Source organism: Zoogloea sp., assembly GCF_030157465.1.
GTDB lineage: Bacteria > Pseudomonadota > Gammaproteobacteria > Burkholderiales > Rhodocyclaceae > Zoogloea.
In genome coordinates this window covers 44,972-63,147 of record NZ_JAOAUU010000003.1, presented here as the reverse complement: position 1 = coordinate 63,147, position 18,176 = coordinate 44,972, and the positions used below count along the sequence as shown (strand labels likewise).

General features: G+C 66.7%; 10 protein-coding genes. 6 read left to right on the top strand and 4 right to left on the bottom strand.

The features are described from left to right. Window positions 1–358 precede the first annotated feature (358 nt). The 3 genes from ftsH to glnE form a co-directional block, all read right to left on the bottom strand. Entirely contained in the window at window positions 359–2,179 is a 1,821-nt protein-coding gene (gene ftsH, locus Q1W26_RS00650) for an ATP-dependent zinc metalloprotease FtsH (RefSeq protein WP_300434498.1), read from the bottom strand. A gap of 221 nt (window positions 2,180–2,400) precedes the next feature. After that, window positions 2,401–4,182, bottom strand: coding sequence for a DEAD/DEAH box helicase (locus tag Q1W26_RS00645; RefSeq protein WP_300434495.1), 1,782 nt, complete (start codon window positions 4,180–4,182; stop codon window positions 2,401–2,403). A gap of 242 nt (window positions 4,183–4,424) precedes the next feature. After that, on the bottom strand, window positions 4,425–7,118 hold the full coding sequence (glnE, locus tag Q1W26_RS00640) for a bifunctional [glutamate--ammonia ligase]-adenylyl-L-tyrosine phosphorylase/[glutamate--ammonia-ligase] adenylyltransferase (protein WP_300434492.1): 2,694 nt from the start codon (window positions 7,116–7,118) through the stop codon (window positions 4,425–4,427). 149 nt (window positions 7,119–7,267) lie between these two features. Between glnE and Q1W26_RS00635 the strand changes: the two genes are divergently transcribed. The 6 genes from Q1W26_RS00635 to aroG all read left to right on the top strand — a co-directional run bounded on the left by Q1W26_RS00635 (window position 7,268) and on the right by aroG (window position 16,061). After that, window positions 7,268–11,146, top strand: coding sequence for a YhdP family protein (locus Q1W26_RS00635; RefSeq protein ID WP_300434489.1), 3,879 nt, complete (start codon window positions 7,268–7,270; stop codon window positions 11,144–11,146). Between the two features lie 38 nt (window positions 11,147–11,184). Further along, window positions 11,185–12,000: a carbon-nitrogen hydrolase family protein gene (locus tag Q1W26_RS00630; RefSeq protein ID WP_300434503.1), complete on the top strand. Its 816-nt coding sequence runs from the start codon at window positions 11,185–11,187 to the stop codon at window positions 11,998–12,000. Between the two features lie 29 nt (window positions 12,001–12,029). Beyond that, on the top strand, window positions 12,030–13,487 hold the full coding sequence (gene tldD / locus Q1W26_RS00625; RefSeq protein ID WP_300434486.1) for a metalloprotease TldD: 1,458 nt from the start codon (window positions 12,030–12,032) through the stop codon (window positions 13,485–13,487). 13 nt (window positions 13,488–13,500) lie between these two features. Continuing rightward, window positions 13,501–14,298, top strand: coding sequence for a type IV pili methyl-accepting chemotaxis transducer N-terminal domain-containing protein (locus Q1W26_RS00620; protein WP_300434483.1), 798 nt, complete (start codon window positions 13,501–13,503; stop codon window positions 14,296–14,298). Window positions 14,299–14,311: 13 nt separating this feature from the next. Beyond that, window positions 14,312–14,890 carry a hypothetical protein gene (locus tag Q1W26_RS00615; protein WP_300434480.1) on the top strand — a complete coding sequence of 193 codons (579 nt, stop codon included), beginning with the start codon at window positions 14,312–14,314 and terminating at the stop codon, window positions 14,888–14,890. Between the two features lie 88 nt (window positions 14,891–14,978). Beyond that, complete coding sequence (gene aroG / locus Q1W26_RS00610) at window positions 14,979–16,061, top strand: 3-deoxy-7-phosphoheptulonate synthase AroG (RefSeq protein ID WP_300434477.1); 1,083 nt, start codon at window positions 14,979–14,981, stop codon at window positions 16,059–16,061. A gap of 28 nt (window positions 16,062–16,089) precedes the next feature. Here aroG and Q1W26_RS00605 read toward each other — a convergent pair whose 3' ends face one another. Beyond that, the gene (locus Q1W26_RS00605) at window positions 16,090–18,021 is read right to left on the bottom strand and encodes a diguanylate cyclase (RefSeq protein WP_300434472.1); all 1,932 of its coding nucleotides are present in this window, start codon (window positions 18,019–18,021) and stop codon (window positions 16,090–16,092) included. Between the last annotated feature and the right edge of the window lie 155 nt (window positions 18,022–18,176).

Here is an 18,176-nt window from a genome sequence, read left to right as displayed (position 1 = left end):
GCTTGTCGTCGTAGTACGAGAAGGGGATGGAGGATTCCCGGTGGCCGAGGGCGATGGTGCCGCTGTCCTTGATCTTCTTGAGGGTCGGCGATTCCTGGGCCAGGACGGGCTGGGCGAGCAGGGTGGCCGCGATGGCGACAAAAACGGGCTTGCGGATGAGGGACATGGGTGGTTTCTCCAGCTCGAAAATCGACGGTTCATAACGCTGACGGTTTATAACGCGTCCCACCCGCAGGGCAGGATTGTCGGGCTTGCGGCCGGTCACTCCAGGGCATCGCCTGAAATGACCGGCCGCAGATCGTCAGCGGATTGTAGTCCCTGCCGCGCCGGTTTTGAGCCCGGCACTCCGGGCGCCTGTTCAGGCTTCCGTGATGCGGGCGTGGATGGCCTTGAGGTCGGCTTCGTCGAGGGTTTCGCGGGCCAGCAGGTCACGGGCGGTTTCTTCGAGGAGCGCCTTGCGCTCGGTGAGAATTGCCGAGCTGCGCCTGAAGGCCGTGGCGACGATCTCCCGCACGGCGCAGTCGATCTCCCGGGCGGTTTCTTCGGAATAGTTGCGCTCCTGGGGCGGGGCCGAGTTCTGGCCGAGAAAGTTGGTCCGGTCGCTTTCATAGGCCACATTGCCCAGATGCGCGTCCATGCCGAAGCGCATCACGATGGAGCGGGCGATGGAGGTGACTTTCTGCAGGTCGTCGGAGGCGCCGGTAGACACTTCGCCGAATATCAGCAGTTCGGCGGCGCGCCCGCCGAGCAGCACGGCCATCTTGTTTTCAAGTTCGGCGCGGGTCATCAGGAAGCGGTCTTCGGTGGGGCGCTGGATGGTGTAGCCCAGCGCACCGACGCCCCGCGGGATGATGCTGATCTTGTGCACCGGATCGGTGCCGGGCAGGCCCATTGCGACCAGCGCGTGGCCCATTTCGTGGTGGGCGACGACGGTGCGCTCGTGTTCGTTGAGCACCCGGTTCTTCTTCTCGAGGCCGGCGACGATGCGCTCGATCGCCACAGTGAAATCTTCCACCGTCACCGATTCGCCGTTGCGCCGGGTGGCGACCAGCGCCGCCTCGTTGCACAGGTTGGCCAGATCGGCGCCCGAGAAGCCCGGCGTGAGTGCGGCAACCTTTTCCGAGCTGGTGTCCGGGGCGAGGCTGATCTTCTTCATGTGCACATCGAGAATGGCGATGCGGCCTTTTTTGTCGGGGCGGTCGACCAGCACCTGGCGGTCGAAGCGGCCGGCGCGCAGCAGGGCCGGGTCGAGCACTTCGGGGCGGTTGCTGGCGGCCAGCAGCACGAGCCCGGAGGATGAATCGAAACCGTCGAGTTCGACCAGCAGCTGATTGAGGGTCTGCTCCTTTTCGTCATGGCCGCCCATGCCGCCAAAGGCACCGCGGGCGCGACCCACGGCGTCGAGTTCGTCGATGAAGATGATCGCCGGGGCCTTGGCGCGGGCCTGCTCGAAGAGATCGCGCACGCGGGCCGCGCCCACGCCGACGAACATCTCGACGAACTCGGAGCCGGAAATCGAGAAAAAGGGCACCCCGGCCTCGCCGGCCACGGCCTTGGCGAGCAGGGTTTTGCCGGTACCCGGCGGGCCGACCAGCAGCACGCCCTTGGGCAGGCGTCCGCCAAGGCGGCCGTGGGATTTCGGATCCTTCAGAAAGCCGACGACTTCCTTCAGCTCGTCCTTGGCTTCATCCACGCCGGCCACGTCATCGAAGGTGACGCCGGTGTTGGATTCCACATAGACCTTGGCCTTGCTCTTGCCGAGGTTCATGAAACCGCCGCCGAGCCCCTGCTTGCCGCCGAACTTCTTGATGGCGAACATCCAGATGCCGACGAAAATCACCGCCGGCAGCACCCACCCGAGAAGATCCCTGAAAAAGGTGTTTTCGACGATTCCGGTAAATTTCACGTCGTACTGGGAGAGATCCTTCGCCAGCGCCGGGTCGACCCGGGTGGTGACGAACTTCTGGCGGCCGTCTTCCAGGGGCTTCTTGAGGGTGCCCTGGATGCTGTTGTCGGTGATCGAGATTTCGCTGATCTCGCCGGCCTTCACCATGCGCTGGAACTCGCTGTAGGGCAGCGGCTCGACGCTGCGAATCTGGGTCCAGAGGTCGTGAAGCGTGAAGATCGCAAACAGCGCGAAGACGAGATACCAGAGGCTGAACTGCGTTTTCTTTTCCATTGGGCGGGGCAATTAGGCTAACGCCGCTTACATGGGGCCGGAAGCGGCGGGTTCAAGCGCCAGCGCTGCGGATAAATCGGAATTCTGGCTTTTTGCCGCGCCCGGCGCTGCGGGCGCAGCCGTGCTGTGTGCGGCTGTGTGAACGACAAAACGCCCCGGCAGAGCCAGGGCGTTTCAGGCAGCTGATGCGCCCAGCAAGGGGCGCCTGTCAGGCTTGTGGCTTAACGATTTCCGCCGTTACCGCCATTGCCGCCACCGCGGGGCCCGAAGAGGGCGGCCGGCTTGATGTCGCCGGGCCGGCGGCCGGTCAAAGTGACGGCCGGGCGACGGGCATCGTCCAGCGCGGCAGGGGTGCCGCGGTTGGGGTTGCCGCCCTGGCTGCCGTTGCCGTGGCGATGACCGCCCATGTTGGCTTCCGGGTCACGGTAATTGCCGCGGGCACGGGGCTGGTAATCCACCTTGTTGCCGAAATCGTCGTCCTTGCCCTGGGCGCTGCCCGCGGCACGCGGGGGGCGCTGACCTTGACCCTGACCCTGGCTGCGGGCCTGGCCAGCACCCTGGCCCTGGCTCGAACCCTGGCCTTGGCGGGGGCCGGACGGGCCCTGGCGACGGGCCTGTTCGGGCTTCGGGCCCTGGGCGGTCCTGGCCGGGCTCTGGGCCTGACCCTGTGCAGCGCCCTGGCCGGGGCTGCGCGGCTTGTCCTGGCGCTGGCCATCACTTTGGCCCTGCTTCTGGCCCTGACCCTGGCGATCGCGGTTGCCGCGCTGGCCGTTGTGGGCGCCGCGGGGTTCGCGGGGCGGGCGCTCGTCGGATTCCGGCGGGGCGGCGGAGGGCACGAAATCGGGGACTTCGACCTTGTCGATCAGGCGCTTCATGAGGCGCTCGATGTCCTTGAGCAGCGGCAGCTCGTCGCGGTCGACCAGCGACACGGCGGCGCCGCTGGAGCCGGCGCGGCCGGTGCGGCCGATGCGGTGCACGTAGTCTTCGGAGACGTTGGGCAGCTCGAAGTTGACCACCTGCGGAAGCTGGTCGATGTCGAGGCCGCGGGCAGCGATGTCGGTGGCCACCAGCACCTGCAGCTTGGCGTCTTTGAAGTCGGCCAGCGCGCGGGTGCGGGCCGACTGGCTCTTGTTGCCGTGGATGGCGGCCGACGGGATGTCGTGCTTGCCCAGGTATTCGGCCAGCTTGTTGGCACCGTGCTTGGTGCGGGTGAACACCAGCACCTGGAACCACTGGTGCTTCTTGATCAGGAAGGCGAGCAGTTCGCGCTTGACCTTCTGCGGGCACAGGTGCACCGACTGGGTGACCAGCTCGGAGGCGGTGTTGCGACGGGCCACTTCGACGAAACCGGGCTGATGCAGCAGGCCGTCGGCGAGGGTCTTGATCTCGTCCGAGAAGGTGGCCGAGAACAGCAGGTTCTGGCGCTTCTTGGGGAGCATCGCGAGGATTTTCTTGATGTCGCGGATGAAGCCCATGTCGAGCATGCGGTCGGCTTCGTCCAGCACCAGGATTTCCACGCCGGAGAGGTCGATGGTCTTCTGGTTGCAGTGATCGAGCAGGCGGCCGGGGGTGGCGACGAGGATGTCCACGCGCTTCTTCAGCTTGGCGATCTGCGGGTTGATGGCAACGCCACCAAACATCACCATCGAGGTGAGCGGCAGGTGCTTGCCGTAGGTTTGCACCGATTCTTCAACCTGGGCGGCGAGTTCGCGCGTCGGGGTGAGGATCAGGCAGCGCGGGCGGCCTGCCTTCTGGTTGTGGGCGTGTTCCTCGGCGAGGATGTGCAGGATCGGCAGCGTGAAGCCGGCGGTCTTGCCGGTGCCGGTCTGGGCTGCGGCGAGCAGGTCGCCGCCGGCGAGAACCAGCGGAATGGCCTGGGCCTGGATCGGGGTGGGCGTGGTGTAGCCGGTTTCGGCAATCGCCTGCTGGATGGGGGCGCAGAGCGCGAGGTCGGCAAAGCCGATTGCAACCGCTGCCGGAGCAGCGGATTGGGCTTGAGTCATGGGTTTTTTGCTCCTGCGACGGCCTGACCGCTTCAGAGAAGCGACACCAATCGGGGCGGACGCAACAGGTTTTCGGGATCGCTGAGGATCGAACGAAAGATAATAGAGGGCCGGTACGCTGATTGGCAGGCGTACGGTGGCCGGATTGTACGGGTTTGGCCGGGTTTGTGTTGACTTTCTGGGCCGGGTGGGATTTTGCCGCAGCCCCGGAATCCGGCGCTGCGGCAAGCGTAACCCGTTGTTCAGTTGGGCAGTGTGTCGCCGAAGACGCAGCTCCACAGGCCGCGAACGCCGGCCGCCATTCCGGTGACCTGCTCGGGATCGACCCGCGAGGCCTGGTTGTTGAGGCGCAGGCCATGCTGCAGGCGACGGTATTCGCGGTAGGTGTCGGCCACGGCCGTGGCCTGGTCGACGGGAATCAGGCCCAGTTCGCCGGCCATCTTCAGGAGCGCGATGTTGCCCAGGTTGCCGGTCAGGCTGGCGTGCTCGCAGGAATGGCCGAGAACGAGGTACTGGACGATGAATTCCACGTCGATCAGGCCGCCGCGATCGTGCTTGAGATCGAACAGCGCGGTTTTGTTGGGGTGGGCATCGACCATGCGCTGGCGCATGGCCAGCACTTCGTCGCGTAGCGTGGCGAGGTCGCGGGGCTGGCGCAGCACTTCGATGCGGATTTCCTCGAACTTGCGGCCGATCTCCCGGTCTCCGGCGGCAAAGCGGGCGCGGGTCAGGGCCTGGTGCTCCCACACCCAGGCGTTTTCGAGCTGGTACTGGCGGAAGGCGTCGAGCGACACCACCATCAGGCCCGAGTCGCCGTTGGGGCGCAGGCGCAGGTCGGTTTCGAAGAGCTGACCGGCGGGCGTCTGCATCGACAGCCAGGTGTTGGTGCGCTGGCCGAGGCGGGTGTAGATCTCGGCGGCTTCGGGGGCGTCGTCGTCATGGACGAAGACCATGTCGAGGTCGGAGGCGTAGCCGAGCTCCTTGCCGCCGAGCTTGCCGTAGGCCAGCACGGCAAAGCGCGGTTCGTCCCGGTGGCGGGTCTTGATCTTGCGCCAGCACATGGTGACGGTGAGATCGAGAATGATGTCGGCCAGCGCGGAGAGAAAGTCGGCGTGGCGCTCGACGGTGAGCTTGCCGGCGATGTCCTTGGTGAGCAGGCGGAAAACCTGGGCGTGGTGCTGCTCGCGCATCAGGTCCATCTGGCGTTCCATGTCGGGCTCGATTTCGTCGAGCTGGCGGGCGAGGTCGGCCCGGAAGGCGGCGAGGTCGATTTCTTCCTCGAGCATGCGCGGATCAAGCGCTTCGTCGAGCAGGATGGGATGGCGGTTGAGGAACTGGGCGGCCCACGACGAGGCGCTGACCAGTTCGGCCACCTTGTGCACGGTTTGCGGGTATTGCTGCAGCAGCGCGAGGTAGGAGCCGCGCCGGCTGATCGCGTCGAGCAGGTCGAGCAGGCGCTCGAAGGTGGCGTTGGGGTCCGGGGTTTCGGCGGCGGCTTCGATGACCCGCGGGATCAGCGGATCAAAGCGCATCTTGATGGACGGCGGCATCTGCTGGTAGCGGGCGCCGGTGCGCACGGCCGACAGCCGGCGGGCGGCGACGGCCGGATCGGGGTAGCCGAGGCGCTGGAATTCCTCGCGGCTGCGGGCTTCGTCGCAGGCCGTGGTCCACAGGGTGTCCAGGTTGTGGCCGGCTTCGGTGGGGTCGCCGAACACGCCGTTGAAATGCCGCCCGACGGCTTCCCGGTGGTCGTCGAGTTCGACCAGCAGGGCCTCGTAGGAGGCAAAGCCCATCGAGCGGGCGATGGTCAGCTGGTCGGCTTCATTGCCTGGCAGGTTGTGGGTCTGGGCGTCGTCGAGGTATTGCAGGCGGTGTTCGACCCGGCGCAGGAAGTCGTAGGCAACGCTCAGTTCGCGCTCGGCCTCGGGGGTGATGATGGCGCGCTCGGCGAGGCGGGCCAGCACCTTGAGGGTGGGCTTGATCTGCAGCGTGGTGTCGCGGCCGCCGCGGATGAGCTGGAAAACCTGGGCCAGGAATTCGATTTCGCGGATGCCGCCCGGGCCGAGCTTGACGTTGTTGGCCATGTCCTTGCGGGCCACTTCGCGCCGGATCTGGGCGTGCAGGTCGCGCATGGCGTTGATGGCACCAAAATCGAGGTACTTGCGGAAAATGAAGGGGCGGGCGATGGCGGTCAGTTCGGCGCCGCGGATGCCGGTCATCACGCGGGCCTTGATCCAGGCGTAGCGTTCCCATTCGCGGCCCTGGGTGATGAAGTAGTTTTCGAGCATGTCGAAGCTGGCCACCAGCGGGCCGGAATCGCCGTTGGGGCGCAGGCGCATGTCGACCCGAAACACCTGGCCGTCGCCGGTGATGTCGTTGAGGGCCTGGATCAGGCCCTTGCCGAGCTTGGTGAAGAACTCGAAGTTGTCGATGACCCGCGGGCCGGCGGTGCTGCCATCCTCGGGGTAAACAAAAATCAGGTCGATGTCGGACGACACGTTGAGTTCGCGGCCGCCGAGCTTGCCCATGCCGATGATCACGAATTCCTGCTCGCGGCCGTCGGCCGACACGGGCACGCCGTGGCGGGTCACGAGCTGCTGGCGCAGGATGTCGTGGGCGGTTTCGACGGCGATGTCGGCCAGCAGCGTCATCGTCTCGGTGACTTCGCTCAGATCGGCCAGGCGGGCAATGTCGCGCACCAGTACGTGGCAGATGACCCACGCCCGCAGCTTGCGCAGCACCGGCTTGAGGCTGTTGTCGTCGATCTTCTCGTCGCGCAGGAAATCCCGCAGCGCCGTGGCGTCGAGCGGCGCGTCGATGCTCAAAGCGAGGCGCGCGGCGAGCCAGCTGCGGCTGTCGAGCTGGCGGCGCAGAAAGCGCGAGCAGGCGAGGGCGTCAAGAATGGCTTGGGGCAGGGCGGTGGGCTGTTCGGACATGGCAGGGGCCGATTGGTAGAATGCGAAATTGTCTATGTTCGCCCCGAGTTATGTCTGTCGGACTGATTTTCGTCAAGCCTGATGCCGGATGCGTCCCGTCCGGGCCGCTGTTGCCATGAACCCTGTTGCGGCCGTGCGCCGCCCCGCGCGTGACTGAGCGGCGTTTTTCGCTCCTTCATCTGCCCCGTTTCTGCCTGCGCAGGCTGGTTTGGCTGGGGGTGGTGGCGTATTTCGTCTGCGGCCTGCTGGTCCTTGGCCTGCGCCACGGGGTGTTGCCCAACGTGCCGGCCTACCGGGGCGAGGTGGAGCAGGTCTTGTCGCGGGCGATCGGCCTGCCGGTGGAGATATCCAGCCTGTCGGCCGAGTGGCGGGGGCTGCACCCGAGTTTCCGGATCGGCGGGCTGACCATCAAGGATGCCGCCGGCCAGCCTGCGCTCACCCTTCAGCATGTCGAAGCCGAACCCGCCTGGCGCTCGCTGCTGCTGTTTCGTCTGCGCCTCAACCGGCTGGAGATCGATTCGCCCGATCTGTCGATCCGTCGCCTCGCCGACGGGCAGATCTTCGTGGCCGGTCTGCCGGTCAAAACCGACGGCGGCAGCGGTGGTTTCGCCGACTGGCTGCTCGACCAGCGCCAGATCGTGATCCGCAACGCGCGCCTCGAATGGTGCGACGGGCTGCGCGGGGCCGACGACCTGGTGCTCGACAAGCTCGAATTCCGCCTTGAAAACAGCGGCGCCCATCATCGTTTCGGACTTCGCGCGCAGCCGCCGGCCCGCCTTGCCGCCGCGCTCGAAGTCCGCGGCGATTTGCGCGGGCGCAATCCGGCCCGGCCGGCCGAGTGGCGCGGCGAGCTTTACGCCAGCCTCGATTACGCCGCCCTTGGCGCCTGGCGCCAGTGGGTCGATTACCCGCTGGATGCTGACGGCGCGGGCGGGGTGCGGGCGTGGCTCGAATTTGCCGACGGGCGGGTGAGCGGCGTGACCACCGATTTTGCCGTGCGCGATGCCCACGTGCGGCTGGCCAGTGATCTGGCCGACATTCCGCTCGTCCGCGCCGAGGGGCGCTTGCGCTACCGCGACGAAGGCGGCGTGACCGAAGCGAGCGGCAATCGTTTGTCGCTGCAAACGGGCGACGGCATGACGCTTGCGCCGACCGATTTCTTCCTGCGTCTCGAGGACCGTCGCGGCAGTGCGCCGGCCAGGGGCGAATTCGTCGCCAGCCAGCTCGATCTCGACGTGCTGTCGCGGCTTGCCGGGCGCCTGCCGTTTGCGCCGGCCTTGCGCCAGCGCCTAGCAGCCTTTGCGCCGGCCGGAAATGTGGCACCGCTCAACGTCAAATGGAGCGCCGATGCGGACGAACTGGCGAGCTATTCGGTGGACGCGCGCTTTGTGCGCCTGGGCATCGAGCCGGTGGGGGCGTGGCCGGGTTTTTCGGGGCTGTCCGGGCGCATCGAAGGCACGGAGCGGGGCGGGCGCTTCAGCCTGACCGGCAAGGATGCCGCGCTCGAGTTGCCGCAGATCTTCCCCGAGCCGCGCCTCAGCATTGAAGAGCTGGCCGCCGAAGGCGCATGGAGCCATCCTGGCGGCGAACTGGAAGTGAGCCTTGCCAGTGCCAATTTTGCCAACCGGGACGCCCGTGGCTCGGCCGCCGGACGCTACCGGGCGCGGGCCGACACGCCCGGTGAGATCGACTTGCAGGCGCGGATTTCCGAGGCCGACAGCCGCGCGGTGTGGCGTTACATGCCAACCGTGGTCGGCAAGAGCGCCCGCGACTGGTTGCAGAGCAGCCTGAGCGGTGGCCGCGCGGCGGATGCGCGGCTGGTGTTGAAAGGCAATCTGGCGAAATTTCCGTTTCGCAACCCGAAGGACGGCAGCTTCCGCGTCACCGCGAAGATCGAGGACGGCCAGCTGGATTACGCGCCGGGCTGGCCGAAGATCGAGGGGGTTTCAGGCGACCTGATTTTTGAAGGCGCCGGCATGACCGTGAAGGCCCGGCGCGGGCGCATCTTTGGCGCCGAGCTGAAGGATGTCGTGGCCGTGTTGCCGGATTTCGAAACCGACAACGTGCTCACCATTCACGGCAGCGCCCACGGCCAGAGCCAGGATTTTCTGCGTTTCATCGCCGAAAGCCCGGTCGCCGAAAGCATCAACCACTTCACCGACCCCTTCCGTGTCGAGGGCGGCGGCAGCCTCGATCTGCAGCTGGTGCTGCCGCTGCACAAGCTCACCGATTCGCGGGTCAAGGGCGAGTACCAGTTCACCCGCAACCGCCTTCAGGTCGACCCGGCACTGCCGCCCTTCACCGAGGCGGGCGGGCGCGTCGGTTTTACCGAAAGCCAGCTCACCGTCAAAAACGGCGTTGCGAAGGTTTTTGGCGATGCGATCAGTGTCGCGGGCGGGAGTCGTCCGGACGGCAGCGTGGTGCTCAATGCCCAGGGCAGTTTGAGCGTTGTGGCGCTGCGCCAGGCGCTCGAGTTGCCGTTGCTCGACCACCTTTCGGGCAGCGCGGCGTGGAAGGGCGCGGTGACGGTGCCCAAGAAGGGCGGGGTCGAGTTTGCGCTCGACAGCACTCTGCAGGGCGTGGTCTCCAGCCTGCCCGATCCGCTCAACAAGTCGTCGGCGGCAAGCCTGCCTTTCCGCTTCGAGATCGAGGTGCCGCCCGGCACGGGGGGCGTGTCGGGCGACGTCATCAGGCTTTTTGCCGGATCGATCTTCAGCGCACAGTTTCAGCGCAGTCACGAGGGTGGCCGGACGCGGGTCACCCGCGGCGGGCTGGCGCTGGGCGAGCCGGTGCGCCTGGCCGACAAGGGCGTGCAGGTGACCGCCCGGGCCGACTCCCTCGATGCCGACGCCTGGCGCAAGGCGCTGGCCGGTAATCCCGAACGTTCCGCCGGTGAGGGCGCGGCGGCCGGCAAGGCGGCTGACGACGAGGCGTTTCCGATTTCCAGCGTGGCGCTACGGGCTGGCGAACTCCGCATGCTCGGCCAGCGTCTTACGGATGTGAGCCTGCGCGCCGTGATGGAAGAGGGCGGCTGGCAGGCCAAGGTTACGAGCAAGGAGGCCAGCGGCGATGTCGTGTGGCGCGACCAGGGGCGCGGGCGCCTGCAGGCGCGCTTCCGCCATCTGGCGCTGGGCAGTGCCGGCACCGAAGGCGCGGCAGATACGGCGCGGCCGGACGAGGAACGCCTGTCCGAGCTGCCGGGTCTGGATGTGACGGCCGACAGCTTCGTGCTCCGCGGGCATGCGCTCGGCCGGCTCGAGCTGAAGGCGGCAAACCGGGGCGAGAGCTGGCGCCTGGAGCATCTCGGCATTGCCAGCCCGGACGGCACGCTGTCGGGCAGCGGCGTGTGGCGGCCCGGTGTGAAGGAGGAAACCCGGCTCAATTTCAAGCTCGACGTGAGCAGCGTCGAGAAAATGCTGACCCGTCTCGGCTACCCGGAGGCGGTACGGCGCGGCAAGGGCGTGCTGGAGGGCGAACTGGCCTGGCACGGCCCGCCCACTGCGCTGCACATGCCGAGCCTTGGAGGAAAAATGAGCGTGCAGGTGGAAAGCGGCCAGTTTGCCCAGCTCGACCCCGGCGTCGGGCGCCTGCTTGGGGTGCTCAGCCTGCAGGCGCTGCCGCGGCGCATCACCCTCGACTTTCGCGACGTGTTTTCCCAAGGATTCGCCTTCGACAGCATTTCCGGTAGCATCCAGATGAATAACGGTGTGCTGCGCACCGACGACCTCGAACTCTTCGGGCCGGCGGCGCGGGTCTTCATGAGCGGCGAAGCCGACGCGGTGAAGGAAACCCAGAACCTGCGGGTCAAGGTCCAGCCGACCCTCTCCGAATCGGTGGCCGTCGGGTCTGCCATTGCGGCCACCGGCGCAATCCATCCGGTGGTCGGTCTGGCCGCCTACCTGGTCCAGAAGGCTTTGCGCGATCCGGTGGAAAAGCTGTTCAGCTTCGAATACGCCGTGACCGGGGGCTGGTCCGATCCCAAGGTCGAAAAACTGGCGGCCCGGCCTGTCGCCGTGCCGTCGCCATGAATCCCCAACCTGCAGCCCAGCTCCGCGAGGACATTCCCATGACAAGCAGCCAGGCCTGCCGCATCGCCGCCGTCCAGATGGTTTCCGGCCCCGACGTGGCCGCCAATCTCGCCGAGGCCGACCGCCTGATCGGAGAGGCCGCGGCCGCCGGCGCCGGCCTGGTCGTGCTGCCCGAGTATTTCCCGCTCATCAGCACCGACGAGCGCGCCAAGCTGCGCATCTGCGAGCGTGACGGCGAAGGGCCGATCCAGGCTTTCCTGAAGGATGCCGCGCGCCGCCACAAGGTGTGGCTGGTGGGCGGCTCCTGCCCGCTGACGGCCGACGTGCCGGACAAGGTGCGCAATTCAACGCTGGTTTTCGACGACACCGGCCGGCGCGTTGCCCGCTACGACAAGATCCACCTGTTCGGTTTTCAGCAGGGTGTTGAGCGCTACGACGAATCGGCCACCATCGAGGCCGGCAGCGACGTGGTCACCTTCGAGGCGCCCTGCGGCAGCGTGGGCCTGTCGATCTGCTACGACCTGCGTTTTCCGGAGATCTTCCGGGCGATGGGCGAGGTGAGCCTGATCGTCCTGCCCGCCGCCTTCACCTACACCACGGGGCGCGCCCACTGGGACGTATTGCTGCGCGCCCGCGCCATCGAAAACCAGTGCTATGTGCTGGCCAGCGCCCAGGGCGGCGTGCATGCCGGCGGCCGCCGCACCTGGGGCGACAGCCTCATCATCGACCCCTGGGGCGAGGTGCTGGCGCGCCGGGCCGAGGGCCCCGGCGTGGTCGTGGCCGACATCGATCCGGCACGCATCGCCGAAGTCCGCGCCAGCCTGCCGGCACTCAAGCACCGCAAGATCAGCTGAACCGAACGAACACTTCTCTCCGAGACACCATGAGCCAGAACCTGCACACCAATCCGTTGAAAATCGCCAGCAAGCTGCTGCTCAAACCCTACGATCTGGATTTCGAGGATCTGGACAAGGTTTTCGGCAAGCTCTTCCGCCACAAGCTCGACTACGCCGACCTGTACTTTCAGTACCACCGTTCCGAGGCCTGGAGCCTTGAAGAAGGCATCGTCAAGTCGGGCAGCTTCAACATCGAGCAGGGCGTTGGCGTGCGCGCCATCACCGGCGAGAAAACCGCCTTCGCCTACTCCGACGACATCAGCCTGAAGGCCTTGAAGGACGCCGCCGACGCGACCCGCGCGATCGCCGACAGCGGGCGCCGCAAGCATGCCCAGATCAAGGCGGTCAAAAAGCCGCCGCTGGCGCTTTACCGGGGCGACAACCCCCACGATTCCCTCGATGACGTGACCAAGGTGAGGCTGCTGGAGCGCCTCGAAGCCATGGCCCGCGCTGAAGATCCGCGGGTCAAGGAAGTCATGGCCAGCCTCGTCGGCACCTGGGAAGTCATCATGGTGGCGCGCAGCGACGGCCATCTGGCGGCCGACGTGCGCCCGCTGGTGCGCGTCTCGGTTACGGTGATCATGGAAGAAAACGGCCACCGGGAGCAGGGCTCCAGCGGCGGCGGCGGGCGTTACGACTACGGCTACTTCAGCGATGAAGTGCTCACCGGCTTTGCCAGGGCGGCCGTGCATCAGGCGCGGGTGAACCTGCACGCCAGCCCGGCCCCGGCCGGCAGCATGACGGTGGTGCTCGGCAACGGCTGGCCCGGCATCCTGCTTCACGAAGCCATCGGCCACGGCCTCGAGGGCGACTTCAACCGCAAGGAAAGCTCGGCTTTCTGCGGCCGCATCGGCGAGCGGGTGGCGGCCAAGGGCGTCACCGTGGTCGATGACGGCACCCTGCCGGATCGCCGCGGCTCGCTCACCATCGACGACGAAGGCAACCCGACCCAGCGCACCGTGCTGATCGAGGACGGCATTCTCGTCGGCTACATGCAGGACATGCTCAATGCCCGCCTGATGGGCGTGGCACCCACCGGCAACGGCCGTCGTGAATCCTTCGCCCACCTGCCGCTGCCGCGCATGACCAACACCATCATGCTGGCGGGCCAGCACGAGCCCGCCGAGATCATCGCGTCGGTGAAGAACGGCCTCTACGCGGCCAATTTCGGTGGCGGCCAGGTGGACATCACTTCGGGCAAGTTCGTGTTCTCCACGTCCGAGTGCTACCTCATCGAAGACGGCAAGGTGACCCGCCCGGTGAAGGGTGCCACCCTGATCGGCAACGGCCCGGATTGCCTGACCCGGGTGTCGATGATCGGCAACGACCTGGCCCTCGACCCCGGCGTGGGAACCTGCGGCAAGGAAGGGCAGAGCGTGCCGGTCGGGGTCGGCCAGCCCACTTTGCGTATCGACGGGCTGACCGTCGGCGGAACCGGAAGCTAAGGGAGACCGAACCATGGATCGACGCGATTTTCTCACCCTGGCCTGCCTGCTGCCGGCCGGAGCGGTACTGGCGGCGCCGGCCGCGCCGGTTGCCGCGGGACTATCGCTGCCGGCGGCGATCAACAAGGCCGGGCGCCAGCGTCTGTTGTCCCAGCGCACGGCCAAGGCCTGGCTGATGCTGGTGCAGGGGGTGCTCTCCGAGAAAGCCAAGTCCATCCTCGGGCAGTCGACCCAGCTGTTCGAGCAGCAACTGGTGGAGCTGAAAACCCTGCAGCCCAATGACGATTGCCGTGCCGCATGGCTGCTGCTGGAGCAGGAGTGGGCACGCTACCGTCCGCAGCTCGCCGATATCCGCAGTGATGCCAAAGCGGTGTGGACCGGCAGCGAAGCCGTGCTTGCCGCGGCGCAAAAGCTCACGGTGGCCTACGAGCGGGCCTCAGGTACGGCGGCTGGCCGCCTGGTGAACCTGGCCGGCCGTCAGCGCATGTTGTCCCAGCGCGCGGCCAAGGCTTATTTCTTCCGCAACATGGGGGTCAATGCCGGTGAGGCCGGGCAGATGCTCGACGGGGCGATGAAGGAGTTCGTCAAGGGTCATGAAGAACTCAAGGCTGCGCCCCAGAACACGGCCCAGATCAAGTCCGATCTGGCTCTGGTCGAACAGCAGTGGTTCTTCTTCCAGCATGCCCTGAGCCTGCGCGAAGCCTACGACCAGAAAAAGGGTGCCAGCGACGTGGCCACCACCAGCGAGCGCATTCTCGAACAGATGGAAGCGGTGGTCGGGCAATACGAGAAAGTCGCCCGGGACAGCTGAGCAGGGGGACGCCGTGAATCGCCGAACAGTGCAATTTCTGCTGCCCGTGATGGGGTCGTTGTTGCTGGCAGCGTGCGTCGCACCATCGGCTTCGCCGCAGGCCATCCAGCGTCTCGAACCTGCCGAGTTCGCCGCCAGGGTGGCTGCGATCGACGCGGCGCGCCCGGCCGCGCCGCTTTCCCTCGACGAGATCGTGCGCAAGTGGAAGGCGGGCGCAGGCAGCTCTGCACTGGTCGATGAGATCCGCCGCACCGGAACCCGTCACGCCTTGACGCCGCAGGACGTCGAGCGCCTGCGCGGGCAGGGCGTGGCGCCGGAGGTGATCGACGAGATCCGTGCCGCCCAGGCGCGCTGGGCCGCCGACCAGGCAAGCGCCGACAAGGTGCGCAAGCTCACCGCCGAGGCCGCTGCCGAAGACCGCGCCCGCGCGGAGGCCGCGCGCCGCCGCGCCCTTGCGCCTCACTACTATCCACCCTACGGCTCGCCCTTCTACGATCCGATGCGGCCTTACGGCTACGGGCAGCCTTTCGGTTACCCGGGGTCTTTTGGCCCCCGCGGCGGGTTCGGCTGGGGCATCGGAATCCGGCGCTGAACCGGCTGCGCCGGCCTGTGGCGTGGCCCCGGGGGCGGTCAATGGGCTAGAATTGTCGGCTCATTCAAGACCGCCCACAGGATTCACCATGCCCGCCTCCTCGAAAGTCCATATCGATGATGTCCGTATCAAGGAGATCAAGGAACTGGCCCCGCCAGCCCATGTGCTGAGGGAATTCCCCGCCACCCCCAAGGCCGCGGAAACCGCTTTCGAGGCGCGCGGCGCGATCCACCGTATCCTGTTTGGTGCCGACGACCGCCTGCTTGTGGTGATCGGACCGTGCTCGATCCACGATTACGAAGCGGCGATGGAATATGCCCGTCGCCTCAAGGGCGAGGCTGACCGCCTCAAGAACGACCTGCTGGTGGTGATGCGCGTGTACTTCGAGAAGCCGCGTACCACGGTAGGCTGGAAGGGCCTGATCAACGACCCGCACCTGGATGGCACCTTCGCGATCAACGAAGGCCTGCGCCTGGCGCGCAAGCTGCTGTGGGACGTGAACGAGCTGGGCGTACCGGCCGGCACCGAATTCCTCGACATGATCACGCCCCAGTACATCGCCGACCTGATTTCCTGGGGCGCCATCGGCGCGCGTACCACCGAGAGCCAGGTGCATCGCGAACTGGCGTCCGGGCTGTCATGCCCGGTGGGTTTCAAGAACGGCACCGATGGCAGCATCCGCATCGCCGTCGACGCGATCAAGGCGGCCCAGTCGCCGCACCACTTCCTGTCGGTGACCAAGGCCGGTCATTCGGCCATTGTGTCCACCACCGGCAACGAGGATTGCCATCTGATCCTGCGTGGCGGCAAGGGTCCCAACTTTGACGCGGCCAGTGTTGCCGCGGCCTGCTCCGAGCTGTCGGCCTCCGGCGTGCAGGGCAAGCTGATGGTTGATTTCTCCCACGCCAACAGCAGCAAGCAGTTCAAGCGGCAGGTGGAAGTGGCGCGCGATGTGGCCGGCCAGCTGGCGGCGGGCAACGAGCGCATCATGGGCGTGATGGTGGAGTCGCACCTCAAGGAGGGCCGCCAGGATCTCAAGCCTGGCGTCGAACTCGAATACGGCAAGAGCCTTACCGATGCCTGCATCGGCTGGGAGGACAGCCTGACGGTGCTCGACGTGCTGGCCGAGGCTGTGCGCCAGCGTCGCGTGCGTCGCGCCGAGGCCGAGTAAGTTTGTAAATCCCGGGGGAAACCCCGGTTTAACGGTAGATGAAGTCGGGGGCGGGCGAGGACGGGGAGCTGGCCGCTGCCCCGTCACGGCTTTCGATGCGTTGTCCGCCACGCCGTTTGGCGCGGTACATGCGGGCGTCTGCCATTTCGATCAGGCTGGCGGCGCTTCCGGCGTCTTCCGGAAAAACCGCCACGCCGATGCTGGTGGAAAGCGAGTTGCGCGAACCCTGGAAGGCCAGCGGTGTGTGCAGCGTGGTGAGGATCTTGGCGGCCACCTGCTCGGCTGCCGGAGCGTGTTCCAGTTCGGCCAGCAAAATCACGAACTCGTCGCTGCCCAGGCGTGCCACGGTGTCGCAGGAGCGCACGCAACTGCGCAGCAGGTCGGAAATTTCGAGCAGGGCCTGATCGCCGGCCGCATGCCCGCCCAGATCGTTGATGCGCCTGAAGTCATCGAGGTCGATGAGGATCAGGCCGACCCGCTCGCGGTAACGCTGGGCCCGTGAGATGGCCTGGGTCAGCCGGTCGGTGAGCAGGCGCCGGTTGGGCAGGCCGGTGAGTGCGTCGTGGTAGGCGAGGTGGCGAATCCGCTCGGTCCGGCGGACTTCTTCGGTGACATTGATGGCGATGCCATGGTGGCCCAGAAAGGCGCCGTGCTCGTCGAATCGCGGGGTGCCGCAGATCGACAGCCACAGCGGTGCGGTGTCGCCGTCGGGAAGCTCCACGGTCAGGTTGCGGAAGCCCTTGGCGTTTTCGAAGGCTTCGCGCAGTTCGCTCTGCCGGGCCCGCGCGCCGCGGCCGGGGCGGTGGAATTGCCACCATTTGCGGCCGAGCTTGCGCTTGAGGGTGTCGTCGCTCATGTCGATATGGCGGGTGACATGCATCAGGCGGTGCTGGGTGTCGGTTTGCCAGTACCAGTCGGCGCTCTTGCCGATGAGGGCGTGCAGCTGGGCGCCGACGAGTTCTTCGCGCGCGGTGGCCATCATCCGGTCGGTGATGTCGAAGGCGACCCATACGATCTGCGCTGGACTGTCACCGGAGTCGACCACCTGCCCGGTGATTTCGGCCCAGAAGGCGCTGCCGTCGTGGCGCTGCAGCCGGGTCGAGCAGTGATAGGTGCCGCCCCGGCGAAGGGTGTTGCTGGCGGCCCGGGCATGGCGACGCCAGTCCGAGCGGCTCTCGAAGGCGTCGGCCAGGCGCCGGCCGGTGATGCCTTCCTCGTTGTGGTTCATCAACTCGGCAAAACGCCGGTTGCAGATTTCGACGCGATTGCCGCGGGACAGCACGATGGCGGCGTTGGCATTGGCGTTGTCGAGCAGGGTCTGGCGGGTTTCGGGCAGGCTGGCGCCATCAAGGTGGGTACCCGGGGTGGTTTCGTGCCCCCGCTGGAAATCACTTACGCCAAAGGCAAAGAGCGCAAATGCCATGAGCCAAAGTCCGGCCTCCGGCAGGGCCGAGGGTGGGCTGACGACCGACAGGATGAACAGCGGCAGCAGGCACGCGGCGATGAAAACCGCGCTGGCGCTGCGGCCGTGGCGGATGACGCCTGCGCCGGCCAGCGTGATGCTGCACAGGATCATGAAGAGAATCGCCTGGGACTGCGGCGTGGCGTGGTAGGGGCCGACCAGCGCCAGCGAGCCCCAGGCGGCACCGCCGGCCAGGGTTCCGGCCGACGAGACGTAATGCTGCAGTGCAATGTCGTCGTGCGGGCTGCCGTCGTGCTGAATAAGCAGGGGACGGGTGAGGTGCTGAAGCACGGTCAGCGTGATCGTCAGGCCCATCCACCAGGCGGCCAGCTGGAGCGGGTTGTCCACGTGCGGCCACAGGGCCATGACGGCCGCAATGCTGGTCAGCTGGGCGACAATCTGGATGCGGCGGGCGTGATCAAGCGCCACGGTGTTTCCGCGGTCGGGACGTGCGCGTGACGAATCCTGGCGAAAGAGGGAAAGGCTGCCAAGTTTCATGCGGTGCGAATCAGGTTTTCGATGTCGATGAGTGTTGCTGTCGGATGGGTGCTGCCGGGTGAGCGCAGAGAGGGCGTCTGCGCGTAATTTGCTGCATTGCGTTTACTTGCACGATTATCAATGTCGTGCCGGTTTGGTGAAATATGCCAAAAGGC

Bases quoted from the DNA above. Each gene is read 5' to 3' on its own strand.
- tldD (WP_300434486.1), top strand. From the start codon at position 12,030: ATGAGCCAGAACCTGCACACCAATCCGTTGAAAATCGCCAGCAAGCTG.
- Q1W26_RS00605 (WP_300434472.1), bottom strand. From the start codon at position 18,021: ATGAAACTTGGCAGCCTTTCCCTCTTTCGCCAGGATTCGTCACGCGCA.
- aroG (WP_300434477.1), top strand. From the start codon at position 14,979: ATGCCCGCCTCCTCGAAAGTCCATATCGATGATGTCCGTATCAAGGAG.
- Q1W26_RS00645 (WP_300434495.1), bottom strand. From the start codon at position 4,182: ATGACTCAAGCCCAATCCGCTGCTCCGGCAGCGGTTGCAATCGGCTTT.
- ftsH (WP_300434498.1), bottom strand. From the start codon at position 2,179: ATGGAAAAGAAAACGCAGTTCAGCCTCTGGTATCTCGTCTTCGCGCTG.
- Q1W26_RS00620 (WP_300434483.1), top strand. From the start codon at position 13,501: ATGGATCGACGCGATTTTCTCACCCTGGCCTGCCTGCTGCCGGCCGGA.
- glnE (WP_300434492.1), bottom strand. From the start codon at position 7,118: ATGTCCGAACAGCCCACCGCCCTGCCCCAAGCCATTCTTGACGCCCTC.
- Q1W26_RS00630 (WP_300434503.1), top strand. From the start codon at position 11,185: ATGACAAGCAGCCAGGCCTGCCGCATCGCCGCCGTCCAGATGGTTTCC.